17 protein-coding genes (1 of these 17 running past the window's edge) are annotated in these 23,595 nt (G+C 47.1%); 10 read left to right on the top strand and 7 right to left on the bottom strand.

Annotated elements, in window-relative coordinates; all coding sequences use genetic code 11:
• Positions 1-81 precede the first annotated feature (81 nt).
• Positions 82-981: an ROK family protein gene (locus P6910_RS05640; RefSeq protein ID WP_317145309.1), complete on the bottom strand. Its 900-nt coding sequence runs from the start codon at positions 979-981 to the stop codon at positions 82-84.
• 305 nt (positions 982-1,286) lie between these two features.
• On the opposite strand from P6910_RS05640, the gene P6910_RS05645 reads away from it, so the two are divergent.
• The 3 genes from P6910_RS05645 to glgX all read left to right on the top strand — a co-directional run bounded on the left by P6910_RS05645 (position 1,287) and on the right by glgX (position 8,465).
• On the top strand, positions 1,287-3,749 hold the full coding sequence (locus P6910_RS05645) for a glycogen/starch/alpha-glucan phosphorylase (protein WP_317145310.1): 2,463 nt from the start codon (positions 1,287-1,289) through the stop codon (positions 3,747-3,749).
• A 324-nt stretch (positions 3,750-4,073) separates the two neighbouring features.
• A complete protein-coding gene (gene glgB, locus P6910_RS05650; RefSeq protein WP_317145311.1) occupies positions 4,074-6,284 on the top strand; it encodes a 1,4-alpha-glucan branching protein GlgB in 2,211 nt (736 codons plus the stop codon).
• Positions 6,285-6,299: 15 nt separating this feature from the next.
• Positions 6,300-8,465, top strand: coding sequence for a glycogen debranching protein GlgX (gene glgX / locus P6910_RS05655; protein ID WP_317145312.1), 2,166 nt, complete (start codon positions 6,300-6,302; stop codon positions 8,463-8,465).
• Positions 8,466-8,530: 65 nt separating this feature from the next.
• Here glgX and amrA read toward each other — a convergent pair whose 3' ends face one another.
• Both amrA and amrB read right to left on the bottom strand, forming a co-directional pair.
• Positions 8,531-9,100 carry an AmmeMemoRadiSam system protein A gene (gene amrA / locus P6910_RS05660; protein ID WP_317145313.1) on the bottom strand — a complete coding sequence of 190 codons (570 nt, stop codon included), beginning with the start codon at positions 9,098-9,100 and terminating at the stop codon, positions 8,531-8,533.
• Positions 9,101-9,181: 81 nt separating this feature from the next.
• Positions 9,182-9,961, bottom strand: a complete 780-nt coding sequence (gene amrB / locus P6910_RS05665; protein WP_317145314.1) for an AmmeMemoRadiSam system protein B — start codon at positions 9,959-9,961, stop codon at positions 9,182-9,184.
• A gap of 63 nt (positions 9,962-10,024) precedes the next feature.
• Between amrB and amrS the strand changes: the two genes are divergently transcribed.
• The 3 genes from amrS (at position 10,025) to P6910_RS05680 (ending at position 13,554) form a co-directional block, all read left to right on the top strand.
• A complete protein-coding gene (gene amrS / locus P6910_RS05670) occupies positions 10,025-11,119 on the top strand; it encodes an AmmeMemoRadiSam system radical SAM enzyme (protein ID WP_317145315.1) in 1,095 nt (364 codons plus the stop codon).
• Between the two features lie 189 nt (positions 11,120-11,308).
• Positions 11,309-12,031 (top strand): CPBP family intramembrane glutamic endopeptidase, encoded by a 723-nt coding sequence (locus tag P6910_RS05675; protein ID WP_317145316.1) that lies wholly within the window; start codon positions 11,309-11,311, stop codon positions 12,029-12,031.
• Between the two features lie 197 nt (positions 12,032-12,228).
• Entirely contained in the window at positions 12,229-13,554 is a 1,326-nt protein-coding gene (locus P6910_RS05680) for a hypothetical protein (RefSeq protein ID WP_317145317.1), read from the top strand.
• 183 nt (positions 13,555-13,737) lie between these two features.
• Here the strand turns inward: P6910_RS05680 and P6910_RS05685 are convergent, their stop codons facing one another.
• Positions 13,738-14,346 (bottom strand): hypothetical protein, encoded by a 609-nt coding sequence (locus P6910_RS05685; protein WP_317145318.1) that lies wholly within the window; start codon positions 14,344-14,346, stop codon positions 13,738-13,740.
• Between the two features lie 361 nt (positions 14,347-14,707).
• On the opposite strand from P6910_RS05685, the gene P6910_RS05690 reads away from it, so the two are divergent.
• From P6910_RS05690 to P6910_RS05700, 3 genes are all read left to right on the top strand, one after another.
• The gene (locus P6910_RS05690) at positions 14,708-16,096 is read left to right on the top strand and encodes an autotransporter outer membrane beta-barrel domain-containing protein (protein ID WP_317145319.1); all 1,389 of its coding nucleotides are present in this window, start codon (positions 14,708-14,710) and stop codon (positions 16,094-16,096) included.
• Positions 16,097-16,213: 117 nt separating this feature from the next.
• Positions 16,214-16,714 (top strand): cupin domain-containing protein, encoded by a 501-nt coding sequence (locus tag P6910_RS05695; RefSeq protein WP_317145320.1) that lies wholly within the window; start codon positions 16,214-16,216, stop codon positions 16,712-16,714.
• Positions 16,715-16,719: 5 nt separating this feature from the next.
• Positions 16,720-17,190 carry a DM13 domain-containing protein gene (locus tag P6910_RS05700; RefSeq protein ID WP_317145321.1) on the top strand — a complete coding sequence of 157 codons (471 nt, stop codon included), beginning with the start codon at positions 16,720-16,722 and terminating at the stop codon, positions 17,188-17,190.
• A 41-nt stretch (positions 17,191-17,231) separates the two neighbouring features.
• Here the strand turns inward: P6910_RS05700 and P6910_RS05705 are convergent, their stop codons facing one another.
• The 3 genes from P6910_RS05705 to P6910_RS05715 all read right to left on the bottom strand — a co-directional run bounded on the left by P6910_RS05705 (position 17,232) and on the right by P6910_RS05715 (position 22,428).
• Positions 17,232-17,870: a histidine phosphatase family protein gene (locus P6910_RS05705; protein ID WP_317145322.1), complete on the bottom strand. Its 639-nt coding sequence runs from the start codon at positions 17,868-17,870 to the stop codon at positions 17,232-17,234.
• Between the two features lie 259 nt (positions 17,871-18,129).
• Positions 18,130-19,794 (bottom strand): hypothetical protein, encoded by a 1,665-nt coding sequence (locus tag P6910_RS05710; protein ID WP_317145323.1) that lies wholly within the window; start codon positions 19,792-19,794, stop codon positions 18,130-18,132.
• Positions 19,795-20,049: 255 nt separating this feature from the next.
• Positions 20,050-22,428 (bottom strand): ATP-binding protein, encoded by a 2,379-nt coding sequence (locus P6910_RS05715; RefSeq protein ID WP_317145324.1) that lies wholly within the window; start codon positions 22,426-22,428, stop codon positions 20,050-20,052.
• A gap of 446 nt (positions 22,429-22,874) precedes the next feature.
• Here P6910_RS05715 and dacB point away from each other — a divergent pair, with 446 nt between their 5' ends.
• Positions 22,875-23,595: the 5' portion of a D-alanyl-D-alanine carboxypeptidase/D-alanyl-D-alanine-endopeptidase gene (dacB, locus tag P6910_RS05720; protein ID WP_317145325.1), read on the top strand. The gene runs 686 nt beyond the window's last position; the window shows 721 of its 1,407 coding nt (coding positions 1-721); it begins with the start codon at positions 22,875-22,877; its stop codon lies beyond the right edge, outside the window.

Below are 23,595 nucleotides of genomic sequence, written 5' to 3' on the forward strand. Positions count from 1 at the left end.
TTCCCTGTGGGTGAGTCCTTAGTCTTAGAGTCACTAACTGGTAATAAAGTTCCGTTTCTACTGTCTGGGGATGTCCACCATTTAAAGCCAGGCAGCGCCTCTGACACCGGATGAATCACCGTGTTTGGCGGGTGCGATCCGGGTATTCAGCTGATCGGAGAAAACATACTTTGCGACAGCTTCCGGAAGTTCGGTATACAGTGCCTCGATATTCGACATGCCTCCACCCAGGACAATGACCTCCGGGTCAAAAATGTTGATGACACCGGCCAGTGCACGGGCCAGTGCATCAACATAATGATTGAAATGCTCAATAGCCTGCTGATCAGCATTTTGAACTCTTGCCATAACTGACTTTGCATCAGGAATTTCCAGGGCGCTGAAGCCATGGGCTTCACGGAAACGTTTGGCCATTCCCGTGCCGGATGCAAAGGTTTCAATACAGTTCTTGCGGCCACAGTAACAGTCCTGGTCCGGACCGTCGGTGTGCTTATGGTAATAGGGCAGAGGATTGTGGCCCCACTCTCCGGCAATGGCATTGGGTCCCTGAACAAGCTGGCCGTTATACACCAGTCCACCACCACAGCCCGTCCCGATAATGACACCAAAACAGCTTCTGGCACCCGCTGCTGCTCCATCGGTTGCTTCTGACAGGGCAAAGGAGTCGGCATCGTTGGCCAGCTTGACGGTTCTACCCAATCGCTGCTCAAGGTCTTCAGCAACGGTCTGATTGTTCAGGTGCAGGGTGTTGGCATTTTTCATAAGGCCTGTATCAGGACTGATAGCGCCAGGCAGGCAGAGACCAATATGGCTGGCAGGTCCATACTGTCTTTCAGTGACACGGATTAATACCTGAATGCTATCGAGAAAGTCAGGGTAATTATCCGGGGTAGGTTGTCGCTCTCGATGGATCATTTCCCCGCTATCGGAAAGCACCACAATCTCTGTTTTGGTGCCACCCACATCAATGCCAAATCGCACAGAAATACCTCGTTTATGGATCGGTTGGCTTGGCATCTGAGTTTAAACGAATAAATGAAGGTATCATTATTAAACAATTTTTGTCGTATAAATGTTGAAATCGTATACATGGCGTAATGTTTTTTCATCGTGCGACTGATCAGGAATTAATGACAACTAAACCGAAATGATCGGAAATCAGAATTATAATTGTCCACAGGTCATGCCATCACGTTTGGTTAAGTAAACAGCCCTGATTGGAGGCAATGATTGAATGCCTCTCATGGCCAAAAGTTTTTCATGGTTGATAGTGCAGGTGGAAAAACATGAGCGCAAACAAGGCTGGGCGTAATGATGTAATGCCCGTTTTGGGCAGTGAAGAGATTGCCCGGCGGGTGGTCGAGCATCTTCAACAATCGCTGGGTGTTGAGTCTGAAGAATCCGGGCCTGCAGAGTATTGGGAAGCTCTGAGTCTGGTGGTCCGTGAGATGGCTCTGCAACGTATCCGCGCAACACGCAAGAGAGAGCGTGAAGGCAAAGCCCGGCGCATTTATTACCTGTCGCTGGAATTCCTGATTGGCCGCTTGTTGGGCAACAACCTTCACAATCTGGGAATCTTCAAGCAGACAGAACAAGCCATGGCCAGCCTGGGAATGCCTCTGATTGATATTCTTGAGTATGAGCCTGATCCTTCACTGGGTAATGGCGGTCTGGGAAGACTGGCTGCCTGCTTTCTGGATTCCATGACTACCCTTGATATGCCTGCCATGGGTTACGGCATTAACTATCGATTTGGTCTCTTTCGTCAGAGCTTTGCCGGAGGCAAACAGGTGGAAACGCCTGACGGCTGGCGTGAGGAGAGTTTCCCCTGGGGTATCGAGAGAGCCAAGCGCAAGCAGCACGTCAAACTCTATGGCACCGTAAGAGAACATGCAGGTAAAGCGGTCTGGCAAGATACTCAGGAAATTTTGGGTATGCCCTGGGATGTGCCTGTCACCGGTTATGGCACAGAGACTGTTAACACTTTGCGTCTTTGGGAAAGTCGTGCAGCTCACGGTTTTGATCTGAACAGTTTTGATGCTGGCCGCTATGAGGATTCCCGTTCACAGGAAATCAGCGCCGAAAACATCAGTCAGGTACTCTATCCCAACGATAATCATCCTGCGGGTAAAGAGCTGCGGCTGATCCAGCAGTATTTCTTTGTCACCTGTTCACTGGCTGACCTGATCCATCGCTACAAGCGTGAAAACAGCGAAAGCCTGGAACGTATTGCCGACAAGGTAGCCATTCAGCTGAACGATACCCACCCTGCCATCGCTGTGGCTGAATTCATGCGCATTCTTATGGATGAAGAAGGTTTTGCATTCAACAGGGCACTGGAAATCACTCGTGAGGTGTTTACCTACACTAACCACACTTTGTTGCCAGAAGCGCTGGAAAAGTGGCCTCAGAGTCTGATTACCAGAGTACTGCCCCGCCATATGCAGATCATTCACATGGTCAACTACCACTTCCTGCATTCTGAAGTAGAGGCGGTCTGGCCGGGCGATGATACTATGAAACGTCGTCTGTCCATTATCGAAGAGCCGGATCGTCCGGGGGATGATCAAATGGTTCGTATGGCATTCCTGTCGGTTGTCGGTAGCCGCAAAGTCAACGGAGTTGCTGCCCTGCACTCAAGACTGGTTCAGGAAAAACTGTTTCCTGAATTCCATCAAATGTGGCCTGATAAAATTGTCAATGTGACCAATGGTGTTACCCCAAGGCGCTGGCTGGACTATTGCAATCCGGCATTGGCAGCCCTGATCGATGAGACTATAGAAGGCGACTGGCGAAAAGACCTTTACAAACTCGATGCTTTGAAGACTCATGCCGATGATCTGGCATTCCAGAAGCGTTTTGCGGCTATTAAACATGACAATAAAAAGCAGCTGGCAGCCGTTATCAAGGAACTCTGTGATGTTGATGTAAGCCCTGCTGCCATTTTTGACGTGCAGATCAAGCGTCTCCACGAATACAAGCGTCAGCAAATGAACCTGCTTCACATCATGGCGCTGTATCGTCGACTTCTGGATAACCCGGATCTCGATGTACCCGGGCGGGTCTTTATTTTTGGTGCCAAGGCAGCGCCTGGCTATAAAGTGGCCAAAACCATTATTCATGCCATCAACCGGGTGGCTGATCGAGTGAATAATGATCGCCGTATCAAAGATAAGCTGAAGGTGGCTTTCCTGCCTAATTATCGAGTCAGTCTGGCGGAAAAAATTATTCCTGCTGCGGATGTTTCCGAGCAGATTTCTACGGCCGGATTTGAAGCGTCCGGTACAGGTAACATGAAGTTTGCTCTAAATGGTGCCCTGACCTTGGGTACTCTTGATGGTGCCAATGTCGAGATTGCCGAAGAGGTAGGCGACGATAATATCTTTATTTTTGGTCTTACGGTTGAACAGGTGTCAGAGCTTCGTCACCGTGGCTATAACCCCCGGGATGTCTACAACTGCTGTGAAGAGCTGCGCAGTGTCGTTGACTGGCTGGATTGTGGAGATCTTTCTCCCGAAGAACCCCACGCCTTCAGGCCTCTGGTTGAAGCCCTGCTGGACAAGGGCGACTACTTCCTGACGCTGGCGGATTATCAGGCCTACAGTGATGCCCATGATCGCATTGTTGAAACCTGGAAAAAGCCGGAACTCTGGTGGCGAAAGGCGATCATCAACTCGGCCTCAATGGGCAAGTTCTCATCCGACCGTTCCATTCAGGATTACAGCAAGACCATCTGGAACATGGCTTAAAGGGTGACACTCCCCGCCTTGTCGAGGCTGTCGCAAAACTCTAACAACTCGTTCCCACGCTCTAATGCATACCTCCCCTTAAAAGCGGACTCTGCAGCGCGAGATAGGTATGGGTTTCCACGCTGGAGCATGGGAACCAGAGTTTTGCGACAGCCTCGATTGGGTGAGGGTTTACGGCGATTTTGCTAAAAGCAGTGGGTCACTTCCCACTGTGCCACTTCTTATAGTGATTCATTGCTTTAGAGCATTTCTGTCAGGAGTCTGTCGATTTTCGAGAGGGCTCCTATACTACGTCAGACTGAGTAAACAGAAGCCGTTCCCTGTATGCCTAATTCTGTCGAAGCGCTGGTCGGTCACCTGCTGAATTGTCATTGTGCCGAGCCGTTTAATATTCTGGGATTTCATGAGCGTCCTGAAGGTGGTGGCCTGTTGCTGAGGGTCTGGAGGCCCGATGCCAGTGCTGTCAGTGTCATCGCTTTTACTTCCGGTGAAACCATAGGTGAAATGGTTCAGATCGCTCCGGGATTGTTCGAGCTGGTACCGCCAGAATGCTGTTCTGTTTTTCTGTATCAACTGATGATCACAAATAAAGATCATCAGTCGTATACATTAATGGACCCCTACCAGTTTCAGTCTTACACCCTGAGTCATGTCCACCGTGAGCCTTATCGAAACTATCGTTATATGGGCGCGCACCTGGTTTCGTTGCACCCTGAGGAGAAAGTTTCCGTAGAAGGGGTGATCTTCAGGGTCTACGCGCCCAATGCGAGAAGTGTCAGTCTGGTGGGCAGTTTTAATGGCTGGGACGGCAGAGTTCACCCCATGGCCACTTCGGATGACGGGATCTGGTGTCTCTTTCTCCCGAATGTGAAGGCAGGTGATCTCTACAAGTATGAAATTCGCAGCCAGCAAGGGGATTTACTGCCTCACAAGGCCGATCCCTATGGCTACTATGCCGAGCAGCCACCCGGTAACGCTTCCATTGTTTACGATCACCTGAATTATGAGTGGGAAGACAGTCACTGGAAGCATCACTCCTGTCTGGACAGGCCGGTCAGTATCTATGAAGTGCATCTGGGGTCCTGGCGTCAGGAACAGGGTAAAAGTCTCACTTACAAGGCGCTGGCAGAGCAATTAATTCCCTATGTTGTCGAGATGGGATTTACTCATATTGAGCTGATGCCACTTATGGAGCACCCATTCACAGGGTCTTGGGGTTACCAACCGATAGGGCTGTTTGCACCTACCAGCCGTTTTGGCAATCCGGATGATTTCAAAGCCTTTGTTGATGCCTGCCATCAGTCCGGTATTGGTGTCATTCTGGACTGGGTACCTGCTCATTTTCCTTCCGACCCCCACGGTCTGGGTCATTTTGATGGAACAGCCCTTTATGAATATGCTGATCCCAAGAGAGGTTGGCATCCTGACTGGCAATCTCATATCTACGATTATGGAAAACCAGAGGTAAAGGATTTTCTGATCAGCAATGCCATGTACTGGCTGGATCGTTTTCATCTGGATGGTATGCGGGTAGATGCGGTGGCTTCCATGCTCTATCTCGACTACTCCAGGAGCGAAGCGGAGTGGGAGCCCAATTGTATGGGTGGAAACGAGCATATTGAAGCCGTGCAGTTCCTGAAGGAATTGAACGAAACACTCTATCTGCACTACCCGGATCAGATATCGATTGCCGAAGAATCTACCAGTTGGCCCAAGGTTTCCATGCCCACCTACGACGGGGGGCTGGGCTTTGGCTACAAATGGAATATGGGGTGGATGCACGACACCCTCGGCTATATGGCCCGAGACCCCATTCATCGATACCATCATCATTGGGAGATGATGCAGAGCATGACCTACCACTACAGCGAGCATTTTATTCTGGCGCTGTCCCATGATGAAGTGGTGCATGGCAAGGGCAGTCTGCTGGGAAAAATGCCGGGAGATGAGTGGCGAAAGTACGCTAACTTGCGTGCCTATCTGGGCTTTATGTTCGGGCATCCTGGTAAGAAGTTGCTGTTTATGGGGTCTGAGATCGGCAGTACCCGGGAGTGGGATCATGATGGCCAGCTGGATTGGGCACTGCTCAATAAAAATCATTACAGTCAGGGGCTTAGCCAGCTGGTTAAACGATTAAATCATCTGTATAAGTCTTACCCTGCGCTGTATAAGTCGGACTATGACCATAATGGCTTTGCCTGGGTGGTGGCTGACGATCAGCAGCAGAGTGTATTTGTATTTATTCGAAAAAGCTTTTCAGGTTCTCCGGTTATGGTCCTGGCCAATATGACACCGGAAGTCAGGAAAGATTACAGGATTGGAGTGCCCATCGAAGGCGTCTGGAAAGAAATATTGAATTCGGATGCACTGAGCTTTGGTGGCAGTGGAGTTGCTAACAGCAAGGTGCTTTATACCGAGCATTTTCACACCCACGGTTATGATCACTCTCTTTTGGTCACACTACCTCCTTTGTCGACCCTGTTTCTTGCTCCGGATTCTCGCGCTGTACCCGTTTCGCAGGACCATAACTTTTAACGACAACAGCCTTGAGTGAAAAAAACGATTGTGATGACAGATATTTCTGTTTCTGCGGGGTGTCCCGAGCTGCAAGGGGCAACACGGGTTAATGATGATTTCCTGCCAACAGCTGAGCATGAAGCAACAGGTGTTAACTTTGCCGTCTACGCCCCTGATGCCAGTCAACTCCACCTTTGCCTGTTCAGCCAGAATGATGAGGAAAAAAGGCTGGCAATGATGCCTTCTGATCAAGGGGTGTGGCATCTTCTGGTAAAAGGAATTGAGGTCGGTCAGCTTTATGGCTTTCGTGCCGAAGGAGCTTGGTCGCCTTCTATTTCTCCCCGGTTTAACAGTCACAAACTGTTGATGGACCCTTATACCCGAGAAGTGCGGGGAAGGGTCCAGTGGTCGGAAGCGTTATTTGACTACCAGTGGCATGCCCCCTCTGAAGACAATACTTACAGGGTAAAGCGTTTTTCATCGGCAAACAGTGCTGAACAATGGCTCAAGAGTGAGCTGGACAGTGCCGCCTTCATGCCACGATGTGTTGTGAGAGAACAGACTTTCGACTGGCAGTCCGTTAAGAAGCCCGCTATTTCCAAAGCCGACAGTATCGTTTATGAACTGCATGTAAAAGGGTTTACACAGCAGCATCCGGATGTACCGGAAGCATTGAGAGGCACTTACCTGGGGCTATGCCATCCCAGTGTGATTGACTACCTCAAAAGGCTGGGAGTTACCGCAATTGAGTTGCTTCCGGTGACCTCTCTGGTCAATGAAGAACGCCTTGAAAATATGGGACTCAGGAATTACTGGGGATATAACCCTCTCTGTATGATGGCTCCGGAACCTTCACTGGCGATCAAGGACCCGGTCACTGAAATGAAAACTATGATTCGTGAGCTGCACAGGGCGGGTATCGAGGTTATTATGGACGTGGTTTACAACCACACCTGTGAATCAGGCCATGATGGTCCCAGCTTGAGTATGCGTGGTCTGGCAGAACGTGATTACTATCTGATGGACAATCATAATGGTCGTCTGTCTGCCGTCAACTATACGGGCTGTGGCAACACTCTGAATTTTGACAGTCCCCAGACCCTGAAGCTGGCCATGGATGCGTTGCGTCTTTGGGCAGAAGAATATCAGGTTGATGGTTTCCGCTTTGACCTGGCTCCTGCACTTGCCAGACAACATCGAGCGTTCCGCTATGACAGCGCCTTTTTCCGCGCTGTACATCAAGACCCGGTTATTTCCCGCACTAAATTAATTGCAGAACCCTGGGATATTGGCCCCGAAGGTTATCGACTGTCCGGATTCCCACAGGCGTGGCAGGAGTGGAGTGATCGATTCAGGGACAGTATACGAGCTTATTGGCGTGGCGACGGAGGAAGGCTGGCAGAGATGGGCTGGCGGATAACCGGTTCTGAAGATGTATTTGGTAGACGTCGTCCATTCGCCAGTATTAACTACATTTGCAGCCACGATGGCTTTACCCTCAACGACCTCTGCTCCTTCGAGGAGCGTCATAATCATGCCAATGGCGAGGAGAACAGGGATGGCGACCAGCACAACTTTTCGCGGAATTATGGCGTCGAGGGAGAAACGGAAGATCGTCATATCAAAGCGAGAAGGTTGAGGGCTCGAAAAAACATGCTGGCAACACTGATGCTTTCCCGGGGGACGCCCATGTTGACGGCCGGTGATGAGTTCGGTAACAGCCAACAGGGTAATAACAATGCTTACTGTCAGGACTCGCCTTTATCCTGGCTGGACTGGAGCTGGATGCAGAACAGTGAAGATGATGGTGCTGTTATACAGTCATTTGTCCGGCAGCTGATATCCCTTCGAAAGACTCACTCCCTGCTGGGTGGTGCCGGTGGTCGCAGAGCTACGGCCTGGTATTCGCCGGATGGCAGTAAGCTGACGGAAGCACAACTGGGGCAACTGGATGGGGGTTGTCTCTGCATCAGGATGGCGTCACTGGTCACCCCTCAGGATGAAAAAAGCCTCTACATTTTGATCAATAATGCAGAGCAGCCCAGAAAAGTGACTTTGCCTCAGGTTGAACCCCATAAGTACTGGACCCGCCTTTTGGATACTGGTTCGGAATCACCTTTTTTCAGGGAAGCCCTGCTTACCCGGGGCTGGATTAAGATGGAAGCAAACTCACTGGTGGTTATTGAAGAGCGACGGTGATTTCTAGAGTTAGACGGTCATGCCCGACCGCAAGAATGTTTCTGGCTGCGTTTATGTCACTTGTTTTAATCTTCTTTGAACTTGAGACATTGATAAGAAAAACACTCCATATCTGCGGGCCATTCATGAGGCTGAAGTCCGGCTTTGTGTTTGAGGTGAAGGAGAAACTGCTCAGGTTCGGTCAGTTGTTCCCATACCTGGGGAAGGAAAGTGGCTTTGTGATGATCCCCCTGGATCAACAGGCCATCAATCCCCGGGCGTAACTGCGCCAGAAGATCTTCTTCAGTCTCAATGTTCATAGCCGTCATGGGCGTCAGGATAGATATTTCAATGCGCAGATCGGCCAGCTCGTTTTCGGTTACAGGAAAGAAACGCTGATCCCTGAACGCACTGGCAAAAGCATTGTGTGCGATATCTTCTATCAGGGGTTTTTGAGGAATCATTGTGCCGATACAGCCTCTGAGTTGGCCAAACTTTTGAAGCGTCACAAATGAAGCAAGATGGGCCTGCAATCTTGCTGGAAACTGAGTTAAATCAAGCTTGGGTGGTTCACCGTCAACGCAGATTCTGGCAATGGTGTGTCTGGCCAGACGTAACAGGTTTTTTTTATCCAGTTCTGTGAGATTCAGATCCATCCGGCTCGATCCTTTCATGTTATGGCCAGTCTCTTGAACAGTAAACAAGTGTACAGCTGGTAATATCGACTCCAGTAATTTTTACTGGATAACATAGGCTCCATATCCCACGACCCGTTTTTTATCACCTGCCGTATCGCCGGAGTTTCGGACATCCAGAGTCACGACTTCCATGCCCCTGCGCTGAGCTATTTTCAGCATACCATTGAGAGGATAGCTGCCGCAGGCCTGTCCTCCGGTCAGACATCCGCTCATTTGTTCTATTGCTCTGGTGGTCAGACTGTCACGCTGGTTGGCTTCTTCATAGCTGAGATAGTGACTGAGGTCTGAGCTGATGACAATCAGGGTTTCATCGCCGCCCCAGAGAAAGTCTATAACCTCGGCAACGGCGAATGGCGAGGCATCACCCACGACCAGGGGAATCAGCTTGAAACTGTCCAGTGTGCTCTGCAGAAAGGGGCACTGGACTTCCAGACTGTGCTCATTGACATGAGCTGCATCCAGCGTATGTACCTGATTGAACCGACTCAGACTTTTGATGGTATCGGTATCCAGTGGAATGTCGCCCATGGGGGTTGAGTAAGCTTCGCAGTCCGGAAGGGCTATCCCTTCAAACGCGACCTGATGAGATGGACCTAGCAATACCACTCTTTTAATTTTGCTGCGGTAGGTCTGCAACTGTTTATAGCCGGATGCGGCAACAGCTCCGGAGTAGACGTATCCGGCATGAGGTACGATCAGGACTTTAGGCGACAGTTCTCTCTCAGTGGCTTCGGACATCAGGTTATTGACAACGGTTTTCAGCAGTTCTGGCTGGTCGGGATAGAAAACACCAGACACAGCGGGTTGTCGAATATTCATTGAGCTTCACCCCCGGATGAACGGCCCTATAATTATAGTCAGCGTAGCGAGCGAGGCACTGTGATGATGAATGGAATTCGTCAATCTCCACCTGATTATTTTCCCACTGAGTACTGGCACAGTCTCGAAGACGGTCGAATTCAGTGTGATGTCTGCCCCAGAGCCTGCAAGTTAAGAGAAGGTCAGCAGGGGCTTTGCTTTGTCAGAGCCCGGCATCAGGATCAGATTGTTTTGACCAGTTACGGGCGCTCCAGCGGTTTTTGCATTGACCCCATAGAAAAGAAGCCACTGAACCACTTTTTACCCGGCACTCCGGTGTTGTCATTTGGCACAGCAGGTTGCAATCTTGCCTGCAAGTTTTGCCAGAACTGGGATATGAGCAAGTCCAGGGAAATGGATACTCTGGCCGATCAGGCCGTGCCCGGACAGCTGGCTCAGGCTGCGTTGGCAACGGGCTGCAGAAGTCTGGCTTTTACCTACAATGACCCGGTTATTTTTCTGGAGTATGCCAGAGATGTGGCGCTTGCCGCTCGTGAGCAGGGTATCCGCTCTGTCGCCGTCAGTGCCGGTTATATCTGTGAAGCCCCCAGAGAAGCCTTCTTTCAATATATGGATGCAGCCAATATTGACCTGAAAGCATTCACTGAGTCTTTCTACAAAAAGATTTGTGGTGGGTCTTTGCAGCCCGTGCTGGAAACTCTGAAGTATCTAAAGCATGAGACAGAGGTATGGTTTGAAATAACCACTCTGCTGATTCCCGGAGAGAATGATTCCGATCATGAGCTTAACAGTATGTGTGAATGGATCGTTGAACATCTGGGGGTTGATGTGCCTATACATTTCAGCGCATTTCATCCTGACTGGAAAATGATGGAGCACTCTCACACACCCGCTGACACCCTTACCAGAGCAAGAAATATCGCAATCAAAAAAGGCATTCGTTATGCCTACACCGGCAATGTACACGACAGTCAGGGGGGGAGTACCTGGTGTCATAACTGCGGGCAATTGTTGATTGAGCGAGATTGGTATCAGATGGGTGTCTGGAACCTGAAGTCGGGTTGCTGCAATCGCTGTGGTGAAAAGCAAGCCGGTGTTTTTGAAGAGCTGCCCGGTGACTGGGGAAGCAAAAGAATTCCTGTGAGAATGAAGTCCTGATATCTGTTCAGGATAGCCACTTCTCAACTTCCCCCGTTCCAGTGGACAGCTCATTCGGCTGTCTGTGCTACCTTTGAGTGATTTTAACTCACTATATAAAGCCTTATGAAGTTATCCTTAATCTCCATTTTAGCTTTGATATATTTAAATTCATTTGGGAGTAGGCCTTATGCAGATGATAAAGTTATATTGGGAGATGAAGATGTATGTCAGTACCTAAATGCTTCAAGTGTAACAAATATTAATAGATATTCTATAGACAAGCCCCATGGCTTATGTCCGATCGAACAAACATCAATCAAAATATCCTTGCTCGATAATATATCTCCATTTCTGGAGAAAATTGAGAATGATTTTAAGATAGGGCTCTATTATGGGCTGTATATACCTGCTGTAAGTGTACTAATCGGCGGTCCATTTTTTCTTGTTTTTAGTAAATATGTTGGTAGTCCATATCATAGAAACCCTCCTACTCTTCAATCAGCCTTTTCGCTTACAGAAGAGGAAGCATTAGAATTCTTCAGAAGTGTCGAGTTTGAAAGTTATTCTGAACAAATTAGTGTGTCAGTAGAGGAAGAGCTCCTTTATCGTTTTATTGGCATTACCGCTATAGAGGTTTATTTGAAATATCTACTTGGAGGGTTTGGATACGATAGTAATGAAATAAATGATAAGTCACAGTTTTATTCAATTACCGTCTCTTCAATTGTGTTTGGTTTAATGCATCTGGGGAACGAGAATCCGCAGTTTTTCCAAGTTTTCTCTGCCACTGTTGCTGGTTTTTATCTTGGATGTATCTATTGTGAAACTGGGATAATTGCTCCTTTGACCGCTCATGTTGTTAATAATGTGTTGCTGCTTTTCATGGCAAAAGCTGTAAGCCGGTATGGGGTTCGATTAATTACCGAATAACTGTAAATAATTCCCCAGTAATGTCTATTTACTGCGCTCAAGCAGTGGGACAGGCCATCTTGTCAGGATAAAAAGCCTCCAACTTCTAATAAAAATTATTCGGAAAGTGAAGGAACTTACCTGTAGTTTCTTGGTCAAAGATTTTAGGAATCCTAACTAAATGGATTTTTTATCAAAACTAAATGGAGAAGCTTATTATGAAGACTTATTGGAAAAGAATGATTAACTGTTCAGTGCTGGCTGGACTGTCCTGCGTCGCTCTGACCGGACTTAATGCTGACTCGTCTGCACAGGAACCACCAAAAAAAGTGGATATTGAATTGACCCTTGAAATGAACGCCCTGCCTCCCGTTGAGCTCAGGAGTCCCTTTGAGAATCAGAGCTTCAAGTGTAAAGTGCACTCAACTTCATGGAATCATGACGCTTCCTGGCTGGCAGCTGGAGTAACATGCAAAAATGATCACACTGTGAATTCTGCTCATGTACAATTATTACAAAAGGATACATTAATTCCTTTATTTATTCGTATTCCATCTGGTGAAACTGTACGTAAAGTCAATGCCGTGTTTAGCCCCGATGGTTCGCTGTTGGCGGTATCGACGGACGATAAGGCTATCAGATTTTATGATGTCCATAAGGGTTTTAAATTCAAGCATGTGCATGAACTTGGTGATAATAACTACCTCTATCCATCTTTTGCTTTCAGTCCCGACGGAACTTTATTTGCAGTTGGAGACGAAAGAGATATAAACCTTTACAGTTTAAAGAGTGATTTTCTGCACTTAGGCACAATTAAAAATACTCGACCAGTTGATATAAGGTTTATTTCCGACAACAATACACTGGCGGTAAAGAGCTTCTTTGATATAAAAGTTTTTCATTCGAAAGATTCATTTTCTTCCAGTGAAGTTGTGAAATCTTCCAAGTTGGAAAGACGTAGACGTTATCATCGAGGTTTCGCTTCGAGCCCAGACGGTTCTATAATGGCATTCTCATCCAGTGGTGGTGAAATCAAGTTTCTGGATGATAGAGCTTGTAAAAAAGAAGATCTGGATCAGCACGTTCAAGAGAAGCGCGCCGATCCCTTTATGGTGTCGGATAAATACTTACCCTGCTATGGCAACAGTATTTTCAATCAGAGTGCTGTATACAGTGATATTGATTACGAAATCAGTATGGCATTCAATAATGATGGATCTTTGCTGGCAGTCGGTGGAACTAACAGTAAGGCCTTTGAAAATATTAAGATTTTTTCGAAAAATGAATCGGGTTGGTCTCTAGCACATTCTATTAATGAGCCAAAATCTACTGTCAATAGCGTCAGTTTCAGTCCTGATGGTGAATTATTGGCGGTTGCCGGAGTTGATGGAAAAATCTGGTTGTACGAAATTGATCCGGCCGAAGACAATCAAGACGAAGTTGATCAAGACGAAGTTGATCTGGCAAATAAATCAACAACACCTAAATCATCCAACTTGATGAGTGAATACTCAATGTGCACTATTTTCGGGCGCTGTAAGTAACGACGGATCGATCGTAAAAAAATGATGGAGAGCCCGCTGGTAGTTGAATTGTATTTCATTAGTAACTGTCAACACCAGTGGCTCTCATTTCTCGGGTTAATCTATTCTGTAACGTGATGATTTTTTTCTCATCTTTTGAAGCTGCCCGGGAGGTAATAATTATATTTTGTTGAAGTTTAGATGTTAATGTAATGCTGTACTCATTAATTCAATAGTCGTTTTATACTCACTTTTTAAGTCAAAATTAGTGCATGTTGTTAAAAAAACCTGATCATTTTTCAATGAGTCGTAAATTTTTGATAAATGTTCTTTCGTTTTTTCGTAGATTTCTTCGTCATTGAGCCTGTCTATTTCACAAAAAAGTTCAGATTGTGGAATACCATATTTTTCTTCATGCCCATGAAATGTAAAGTAACTCCCCCCTTCACCAGACGACATTAGCCCAGTTAAAACTTGCGTGATAAATTGAGCATAAACATCAGGAAGGGGGCGAGAAAATTGTTTTTTTGTTTCTTCTATAAAGATGTCTTTTGAAGAAGCTGAGCCTGATTTCTGTCTGGCAAGTAATGATGCGTGATATATCCTCATTAATGCGATATTGTTATTTAACTCTAAGTCATAAGAAATAGGTGTGCCTGATTGATTTAATTGATGTTGTTTTAATTTTATCTCGTCAATAAGGGAGATTAAGCTATTGACCGCACTGTTGAGTGATGCATTGGTATTGTATGAATAAAAAACAGAAGTAATAAAAATAATTCGAGATATTAAAATTGCTCTGTGATTTTTCATGTGATTCAGCTTTAGTTACTTCGAAAACTATCTCCGAAATGTAGCATTTTTTTATGATTTTTGCGGGCTGTTGGAAAATATAGCGCTTGCGGCAAGGGCGCGCGAGCGCAGTTAAACTTTACCTGATAAGTAAAAACCTGTCTTTAGTTAAGCGTCTGTCTGGTATTCTACTGGAGATTTGACTCGTTCCGTCAGTCTCTGGAGCCTGGAAACAAAGTTTGTTAAAGACAGTCAGAATTTAAATGCGACAATGGAATGATAGTAATTCATTTTATTGAAAAACTGGATAACCTGCCGTGATGGACTACTTTCTGATCTGAAGTAACTTATTTACGTTGTCACATGGAGAGCAGGAGTCGTTGTGAACGTCAGATCCAATCTTTCACACCCTGTCAGGCTGGTTGTGCTCGGCAGTATTGCCGGAGGGTGTTTCGTTCCCGTTATGGCTGAGCCCGGAGTTCAATCCTCAGTAACCACTGACGAAACTGGCAACAGCGCCATCATCACCTACTCAAAGACGATGGATGCGAAAGCCACTATAGATACTGACAGGGTATATCAACTGGGGGAGGATGGTCAGTATTACTTTAAAGCTAGAAATATCGCTCAGCCGATCAAGGAAGGCAAGCTGGTCCCGGTAGAAAGACTCGGCAGTGCGGTTCTCTCTGTTCCTGTCACCCCCTCCATTCCTGATGCTCTCAATCATCCCGCTATAGCCGACAAGATCATGATTGAATCGAGCCTTGCTGCATACGGCCACTTCGCCGGGCTGACGCGAGGTATTCTTAATGGTCGGATACCAGTCGCTTCCATAACCGGGGTTGAAGGGGGTCTGCTTGAGAAAACCCCCTCGGCACTGTTAAAAGTGGAGCGGGGTCATGTTTCTTCGGAGGTAGATTATCTGGGGCAGGATGAAAATACCGAAATCTTTGTGCTATCCACAGTTTCAGAAAGGGCTGCCGCATTTGTCAGTGGCGATTGGTTCGGACTGGTGGAGCTTTATGGTCATTTTTATGATCAGGATAAGATGAGTAACATGGCAGGCTTCAAGTCCAGCGGATATGGTATACAGCTGGGACTGGTCAGGCAAGTTGCTGAAGACTGGCTGTTTGGTGTTTATGGTGCCTGGCAAAAACTGGACGCTGATCTTAAGGGTTATAACGGAGAGCTAGATACAGGTACCTGGAGGCTGGGACCAACGGTTGCCTGGAGCAAGGATGGCTTTCATGCTGAAGGTCTGCTGACCTATAACTGGAATACCATTGACAGTAAAGTGCCCCGCTACAACTCAGACTTCAAAAGCAGGGAGTGGGATGCCTATATTCGTGGCGGGTACGATATCAATCTCGACAGTTTAATAATGGGTCTGACGTTAACGCCCGAAGTTCAGTTCCTTTATGTCAGTCAGGATCGGGATGAGTACAACTGGGCTATGGGCATGATAGGCAAGGGAAGTAGCAGAGGTTGGGTGTCCAGAATGGGAGGTAGTCTGTCATACGACTGTTTTCTAATAAATCAGCCTATGGAACTGAAAGCCTCATTAGGTTGGCAGCACAATGATTACGAGCCTGATGATATTGAGTATATGAATTCGGAATACAATTCCTACGATGAGAATGCTGCCTATTATTCTCTGGGTATGGAGACACAGCTGAGCGGTCAACTTAATTTGAATATCGGCTATGCGGGCACTTGGTCTGAAAATGCGCTGGGTCACTATTTGCAGGCCGGTTTGGAATTCAGGTTTTAGGGCCTCTCCCTTTACACTGGTTGATAGCGGCGTCTATGAAAGGTGAAAGCGCTTTGACTTTACGAATTGTTCTGGTTGACTCACTATAAAGCCTTCTATCAAAAGGAGGTGCATATAGTGAAGGATGCGAACGGCTGGATTGAAGCGCTGTCGCTTAAGCCTCATCCAGAAGGCGGCTTTTTTCGGGAAACTTATCGCTCTGATGAAGTATTAGCCCATGGTAGTCTGCCGGATCGGTTTTCAGGAGAACGAAACTTTTCGACGGCTATTTATTATTTGTTGGAGGGAAAGGATTTTTCTGCGTTTCATCGAATTCGGCAAGATGAAGTCTGGCATTTCTATGACGGTGCATCATTGATTATCCATATTATTGGTCCGGACGGAAGCTATTCCACTGCAAGGCTCGGACGCACCATTCTGGATGGTGAAGTTCCACAGTTTATAGTACCTGCAGGCTGTTTTTTTGCGGTAGAGGTCAGTGATCCTTCTTCGTACGTTCTTTCTGGTTGTACCGTTGCTCCGGGCTTTGACTTTGCGGACTTTGAAATGCCTTCAGCTGAGCAGCTGTTGAACAGCTTCCCTGAACATGCTGTTCTGATTGAGCGATTGACACGGTAAGGGCTATGAAAAAATTAATAGTGCTGATTCTTAGCCATGCTCTGGCACTGGCCGTTGGTTTTGCTGCTGGCATTTATGCATTGCCTATTCTGATAGCTCCACCAGCTCCAGAAACAGCAGTCGTAGAGACCAAAGCGAAAAAAGCGAAATTTTCAGGTGAGTTTCTCAGGAACCTGAAAGGGAGTGATAGTTTTCATTGGGGAGAAGGGAAAGTCTCTGTTGGAAGGGATGCTATTTCCCTGATGGGAGAGTTAGCACCGGGTCCCGATTATAAGTTGTACCTGTCACCTGAGTTTGTTGATAACGAGCAGGACTTTGAGCGTCTAAAACCCGAAATGGTTCGGGTAGGCGATGTCAAAACCTTCAAGAACTTTATTGTAATTGTCCCCTCAAATATCAATATCAATTCATACAATACTGTGATCGTCTGGTGTGAGACTTTTGGCGAGTTTATCACTGCGGCGAGGTATCGATAGAATGGAGCCGGACTTGTTGAAGGTCCGGCTGAATTCATGGCTTAACTTTCGTTAAACGCCTCGTCCCATTCATCGGCAAAAAGATAACCGAGGGTGTAGGCATTTTTTTCTTCTTTATTGACCGCAAGGAAGATGGTTGCGTTGTATGTAGACTTGTCGTGTATATCCATGACTACGAGGTCATCATTCTGGGCTTCACCTAATTTGTCGATGCAGGTGCTATGGGTCACCAGAATCAGGTTTTTGCCTTCTTGCTTGTATTTGAAAATATCGCTATAAAGGTTCTCTTTACAGCCTTCACGGAGCCAGTTTTGAGTGATGGTTGCTTCCTCACCAAACATCAGGTCAGCAGTTTGGTGGGTTCGTTTGACAGGGCTGTTGAAGACAATGGTTGTATGCTTGGGGAGGTGATTAAATTTCTTTCCGACGACAACAGCCTCTGACTTGCCTGGAACAGTGATACCGGTTTCTCCGTCAAGACACAGGTTGTCAGAGCGATCGCAGCGTTCAGCGTGTCTGACCAGTGCTACGACATTACCTTGATCCCAGTGAGCCTCTAGATCAAACAGTCTTTTTTCATCTTCAGCCAGGCTAACAGTGGGCTCAGGCTGCAGAAATAACCAGGCGGCTGATGCTGAAACGGTCAGACCAACCAGGGCAATCAATGTCTGTTTAAGCATATCAGGTGTTCTGAGACAATTCTTTGAGAGAGGTAATGTATCGAATCAACGCCTCTCTAAAACAGTGTTGATCAACGCAGAGTAAGCCACATATATTACGGTTTTATGACGAAAGCGCACATGGATAGAGAAATGCCAATTGTCTGGTTTGGGCGTGGTGCACTAAAGAATAGGTATAAGTAGCTTGTTGTTTTCTATACTGACGCGGTTCAGACTCCATCGCCCCTGCTCTGAAATCGCAGAGACGATTGAATTCAGGTTACAGAGCCGAGATTGCGGCCAGACAGACCACGATATCCAAAGCAATGATAATAGCAGCATTCAAAACAAAGATAGTAGTAGCTTTCAAAGCAAAGATAACAACAGTGGCTCTCGCAGATGAACTATTGGGTGCGCTTTTATCCTGGTCTATTTTTGTACCGTGGTTTGAGCTTGCTTCGGAATCGTAGGCTGGGGCGACTGGCTGGCAGATTTCTGTGTCAAAGAATAGCTTGCCTTCAAGATTGAACAGTCCTCTGCAGGCAGAAAGAGTGGAACCGTTGATAGCAGACCATGTATTCACCATCGGGTTGCTTGTATGAGGTGTGGGGGTTGACATGACAATGCTGGAACTCACAGGTCTTTCGCACAGTTCTCGCACTTTATGTTCTGACAGTTTTTGTTCGCTAAGATCTTCCAGTGATTTGTGAACTGCTTTCAGGCTGAATGGTTTCAGGGGTTGCCACCATGGATTGACTGCTTGCAGATGGTTACAAACCAGGTTCAGTTCAAGCCCTCCCCAAATGGTTATAGCTGTCCATGTTACACTGATATGATTTGCAATCATGTAAAAACGTGGAAGTCCTGCTTCGATTATTTCGGAACCTTCGATATCTCCGGTAAGAACAAAACCACCTTTGCGAGCAGGGTCGTGACGACTGAAGCCGGCATTGGAAATGTCGACTTCGTTGCTGATAATATCCATGCTGCTTCCAGATGCTATTCTAAACTCGCCCGCTTCTGACATATTGCCGATGAAACTGTTCGACTTGACAACTAATTGCTCTGACTGGTTGCTAATCTCGGGAAGATTAATAAATATCCCATGATCCGGAATTAAATGTGGGAAATAGTGGTTGTTAATCGTGCTGTATTTTTCACCTATGATCAGGTTGACAGAGAGCTGCAAGCCCGGACCCCGGATCTCACCATTGGCAGACGCATCCAGAGATTTTCTGCAGTCAAGGACAACTGCGGCACGGATGGGAAGATGGAAAATGTTCCCTTCTAAAATCAGTTTCCGGTTATAGCACTCTGCAAAAACAATGGAGTCAATTGAGGGGTGGTTATTCTCTCGGTCTGGCTGAAAATTAACGTGTTTTATATTGCTGTTTTTTGTTTCACCAGGCTGGAAGTCGTCAGTGGTTCCGATCCTGACCATATATTTGTCTTTATATCCTGGCCGATCCCTGATGATGATATCAAAACCATTTTCGGCTACTCCAAGAATGTCCTGACCGTTTTTCAAACGTATTGCACTGTTAACAAAGTACTCAACCGAGGTTGCAGCAGACGTTGTTGTATGTAAAGAGGTAACCGATGGAGACGGTGACATTGGAACGGCTATTTCGGAGGAGAGCAGTATAACAGTGTTCTCAGGTATCCGTTCTATTAACTCATTTAAATTTTCTGCAGGATTGGCACTGAGAATTATACACTGTCGTTTGTTAACAAGTGCTGCATCCATTTTTAGCCGTTGCTGAACCATCGTCGAATGCTTTGAAAGCGTCTTGGGATCAAACAGAGAGTCGCAAGATACTGTCGGAAGGGAGGTAGGAGAGGAGACAGCTGGAGATTGAGTCGATGCTTCGAGTTGTTGAATCAGAGTTTGTAACAGGAATACCGGAGCGATGAATCGGGCCAAAAAGCGCTGCTGCTTAATCATGTTCTGGACTTCCAAAAAAAAATCAAAAAGGAAGCCTAGATTCAGTATCCATATCTATCCACTCAAATTATGCGCCAGTTCGAAGATAAGGCATGATGATTATGCACATGTATCAACAAACCGGTTGTAGAAAAAGCTCTTGGCCCAGAGAGCCGGCTCCAGAATTCAGGACGTTCAAAATGGTGTTAATTAAAAAAACACAGACACCCCGGCAAACGCGCTTGACCGGCTATAGTCGGACAAGCGCGTTTTATGTCAGCTGCCTTCCTTGGAGAGTTCAGAAATTTCTTTCAGACGCTGCAGAACTTTGTAATTGATGGAGTCTTTTGTGTACTGACCACGACTGTTCAGTGAGCCAGGCTTGCAACCGGACAGAAGTTCCATGGCTTCGTCAGCATGGTTGACTGCATAAACACTGAAATTGCCAGCTTTTACAGCATCGACCACTTTCTGGTGGAGCATCAGGTTTCGGAGGTTGGTGGCAGGGATAATGACGCCCTGTTCACCTGTCAGGCCACGGGCGTTACAAAGATCAAAGAAGCCCTCAATCTTTTCATTAACACCGCCAATTGCCTGAACTTCCCCATGCTGGTTCATGGAGCCGGTGACGGCAAAACCCTGTTTGATAGGCGTATTGGTCAGAGCGGACACCAGGCAGCAAAGTTCAGCCAGAGTAGCACTGTCACCATCAATATAACCGTAGGATTGCTCCATGGTCAGACTGGCTGAGATAGCCAGAGGGAATTTCTGGGCGTATTTGCTGCCCAGATAGCCAGTCAGGATCATAACCCCCTTTGAGTGAATGGCCTGACCCAGAGAGACTTCCCGTTCAATATCAACAATCCCCTGGGATCCCGGGTAGACGGCTGCAGTAATTCTGGCTGCAGAACCAAAGCTGGTATCCCCGATAGACATGACAGTGAGCCCATTGATCTTACCGATCTTTTCTCCTTCGGTATCGATCAGGATACTGCCTTCAATCATCTCGTCGAGAATCTGCTGGCTGACACGACCGGTACGCTCAGACTTGGCGGCCAGGGCCCGGTCAATATGTTCGTTGTTGATCTTGCGGCCACGGCTCATACGACGAATGAAGTCTGCTTCTGCCAGCAGGTCGAACAGATCGCCGATCTTGGCAGACATCTCACCCTGGTGTTCAGCCATTCTCGAACTGTGTTCGACGAGACGGGCAACGGCCGCAGCCGTCAGGGCCGGGTAGTTTTCATCATCTGCCCGGTTTTTTAACAGTTGGGCAAAAGCATGTATCGATTCCTTGTCTCGTGTAATCCGGTCATCAAAATCGACCAAAACTCTGAATATTTCATGGAAATCCGGGTCAAGCTGTTGCAAGAGGTAATAAATATCTCTGGAACCGACAAGGATGATCTTGATGTTGAGAGGGATGGACTCCGGATTCAGGGTAATGGTGTTGAGCAGTCCCATCTCTGAGTAGGGAGATTCAATAGTCAGCTCTTTCTGTTTCAGGGCTCTTTTTAGTGCTTCCCAGACAAAAGGTTCTTCCAGCAACTTGTTAGCGTCCAGCAACAAGTAGCCACCATTGGCTTTATGCAGAGAACCAGGGCAAATCTGTCGGTAATTGGTCACCAGGGCACCCATCTCGCTGGCGTATTCAATACGACCAAACAGGTTCTTGTAGTTAGGGTGAGACTCATACACGACGGGTGCAGCACCGCTGGCAGAATGGCCAATCAGCAGGTTGGGTGCATAGAGTTCAACCAGTGACTGTCGTTTGCTTGAGTCATCCTTGGACTCCATGTTGCGGTCATCAGCAAGAATATCAATAACGGTGCGGTGCAGGTGATTTTTAACGGCCTCAAGATACCCCAGCACCGACTTCTGATTGTTGTACTTTTTGCTCAGAGGTTTGAGCAGAGGCTCCAGGGCCTGGTCAATGGTTTCCTGATTAAGCTTTTGTAGTTTCTCGTTGGATTCCCTTTTCCATTGGGGAAGTTCAACCAGTGAGTCATTCAGTATGGATTCCAGCTCACTGATATCCTTGTTGAATTTGGACCTTTTTTTATCCGGGAGCTGGGCAAATTCGGTTTCGTCCATCGCTTTACCCTCATGCATGGGGGTAAAGCTCAGGGAACCCGCTTCCCGGAACAGGGCAATGTTCCGCTTCAGGGCTTCCTGTTCAATCTGATCGATAACATGGTCGTAGCTTCGGTTGAAGTCGCGCTCAATAACACTTTTCTTTTGCTGATAGGTCGGGTTTTCAAAAGCTGCCGGAAAGGTCAGCATGAGACTGTCAACAAACTGATCAAAATCTTTCTGTAAAGGATCGCCTGCTCCCGCCGGAAGCGTCAAAATCTTTGGTTCACGAGGGTTGTCGAAGTTGTTGATATAAATCCAGTCGTCAGGTGGCGTCTGGAGCTTGGCTTCAGATTCCAGATATTTTCTCAGATAGGACATCCTGCCTGTACCGGACTCCCCCATCACATAGATGTTGTAGCCCGTTCGGTGCATGGCCACGCCGAATTGAATGGCACTGGTTGCTCTTTCCTGGCCGAGGATACCCGCGTATTTCTCAAGATCGTCGGTGGACTTGAACCCAAGTTCTTTGACCGGCTGTTTCGCAATGAGTTGACTGGTTGAAAGTTTAAGCTTTTTCACTAAGGCCTGCCGTTAACTAATGAGTTCTCTGAGTTATTTCTTTGTTGCTGAGCACTACATGATCAATCATCAGCCACTCTGCTTTGATAGATTGTTAACCTGCCGGAAAACCATTGGCCGGTAGGCTGCCAGGTCATCAGTCTTTTTGGATAACCCGTACGGATAGCATAATGCTTTTTTTATCTAACTGTCATGAATTCTGTTGCGAATTGAGGTTGGAGGATAAAGGCGGCTTTTTTAACGGTTATTTGTTACAAGAACGTGCTTCTAATTTTCTGAGGAATAGCGTTAACTTAAATGATGAGATGTTCAGTGCCGATAGTTGAAGTGACATTGAGTAAAAGTGTGGGGTTGCTTCAGAACAAAATGCATTACGTAAGTAACATATTTTTTGTGTATGCATCTTTGTGAGGGTCCTCTGAGGTTGCCAGGAAATTGAGGTCATCATGTTGAGATTTCTATCATGCCTGCTAACAGTTTTTTTTATTTTTTCATTTCACAGTGCTCAGGCTTCACAGCAACTGGTTAAAGAGTTGCAGAAACTGGTAGGGGGGTTACCTCCTGGTAGTGTTCACTCTATTCAGGTCAAAGACCCTGCCAGTGGCCAGATTATTTTTGAGCAGGGGGCTCATCACAACCTGGTGCCTGCCAGTGTTCTGAAAGTAGTGACGGCCACACTGGCTTATGAGGTTCTGGGTGATAAATTTCAATACACTACCCAGCTCGTTACACGGGATCGGCCCATCCGAAGAGGTATTGTCAATGGGCCTGTGGCTCTTGTGTTCAGTGGTGATCCTTCTTTGAGACGGAAACATCTGGATGAGCTTGTTGGCCAGCTGAAAAAGCGGGGGATCAAATCTATTCATGGAGACCTCTGGCTGGATGGTGCTGTCTTTACAGGTTATGACCGCGCTGGCGGCGTCAGCTGGGATGATCTGAACATCTGTTTTGCTGCGCCGGCAGCCGCCATGATTCTGGATCGGAACTGTTTTTATGGCTGGCTGAAGCCAGGCAAAAAAGAAGGTTCCACAACGTCCATTCAATACGATCAGCCAGACTGGTTTCTGGCCGTTGATAATCAGGTACGCACCCGGTCTGAAAAGAATTGCCGTCTAGAAGTTCGTCCCTCAACGGATCAGGAATATCGCTTACAGGGTTGTATCAGTC

This window comes from Endozoicomonas sp. 8E (assembly GCF_032883915.1).
Lineage (GTDB): Bacteria > Pseudomonadota > Gammaproteobacteria > Pseudomonadales > Endozoicomonadaceae > Endozoicomonas_A.

Coding starts and splice junctions, on each gene's coding strand:
- P6910_RS05645 (WP_317145310.1), top strand. CDS start 1,287: ATGAGCGCAAACAAGGCTGGGCGTAATGATGTAATGCCCGTTTTGGGC.
- amrB (WP_317145314.1), bottom strand. CDS start 9,961: ATGAATATTCGACAACCCGCTGTGTCTGGTGTTTTCTATCCCGACCAG.
- P6910_RS05680 (WP_317145317.1), top strand. CDS start 12,229: ATGAAGACTTATTGGAAAAGAATGATTAACTGTTCAGTGCTGGCTGGA.
- amrS (WP_317145315.1), top strand. CDS start 10,025: ATGATGAATGGAATTCGTCAATCTCCACCTGATTATTTTCCCACTGAG.
- P6910_RS05705 (WP_317145322.1), bottom strand. CDS start 17,870: ATGCTTAAACAGACATTGATTGCCCTGGTTGGTCTGACCGTTTCAGCA.
- P6910_RS05710 (WP_317145323.1), bottom strand. CDS start 19,794: ATGATTAAGCAGCAGCGCTTTTTGGCCCGATTCATCGCTCCGGTATTC.
- P6910_RS05700 (WP_317145321.1), top strand. CDS start 16,720: ATGAAAAAATTAATAGTGCTGATTCTTAGCCATGCTCTGGCACTGGCC.
- P6910_RS05685 (WP_317145318.1), bottom strand. CDS start 14,346: ATGAAAAATCACAGAGCAATTTTAATATCTCGAATTATTTTTATTACT.
- glgB (WP_317145311.1), top strand. CDS start 4,074: ATGCCTAATTCTGTCGAAGCGCTGGTCGGTCACCTGCTGAATTGTCAT.
- amrA (WP_317145313.1), bottom strand. CDS start 9,100: ATGGATCTGAATCTCACAGAACTGGATAAAAAAAACCTGTTACGTCTG.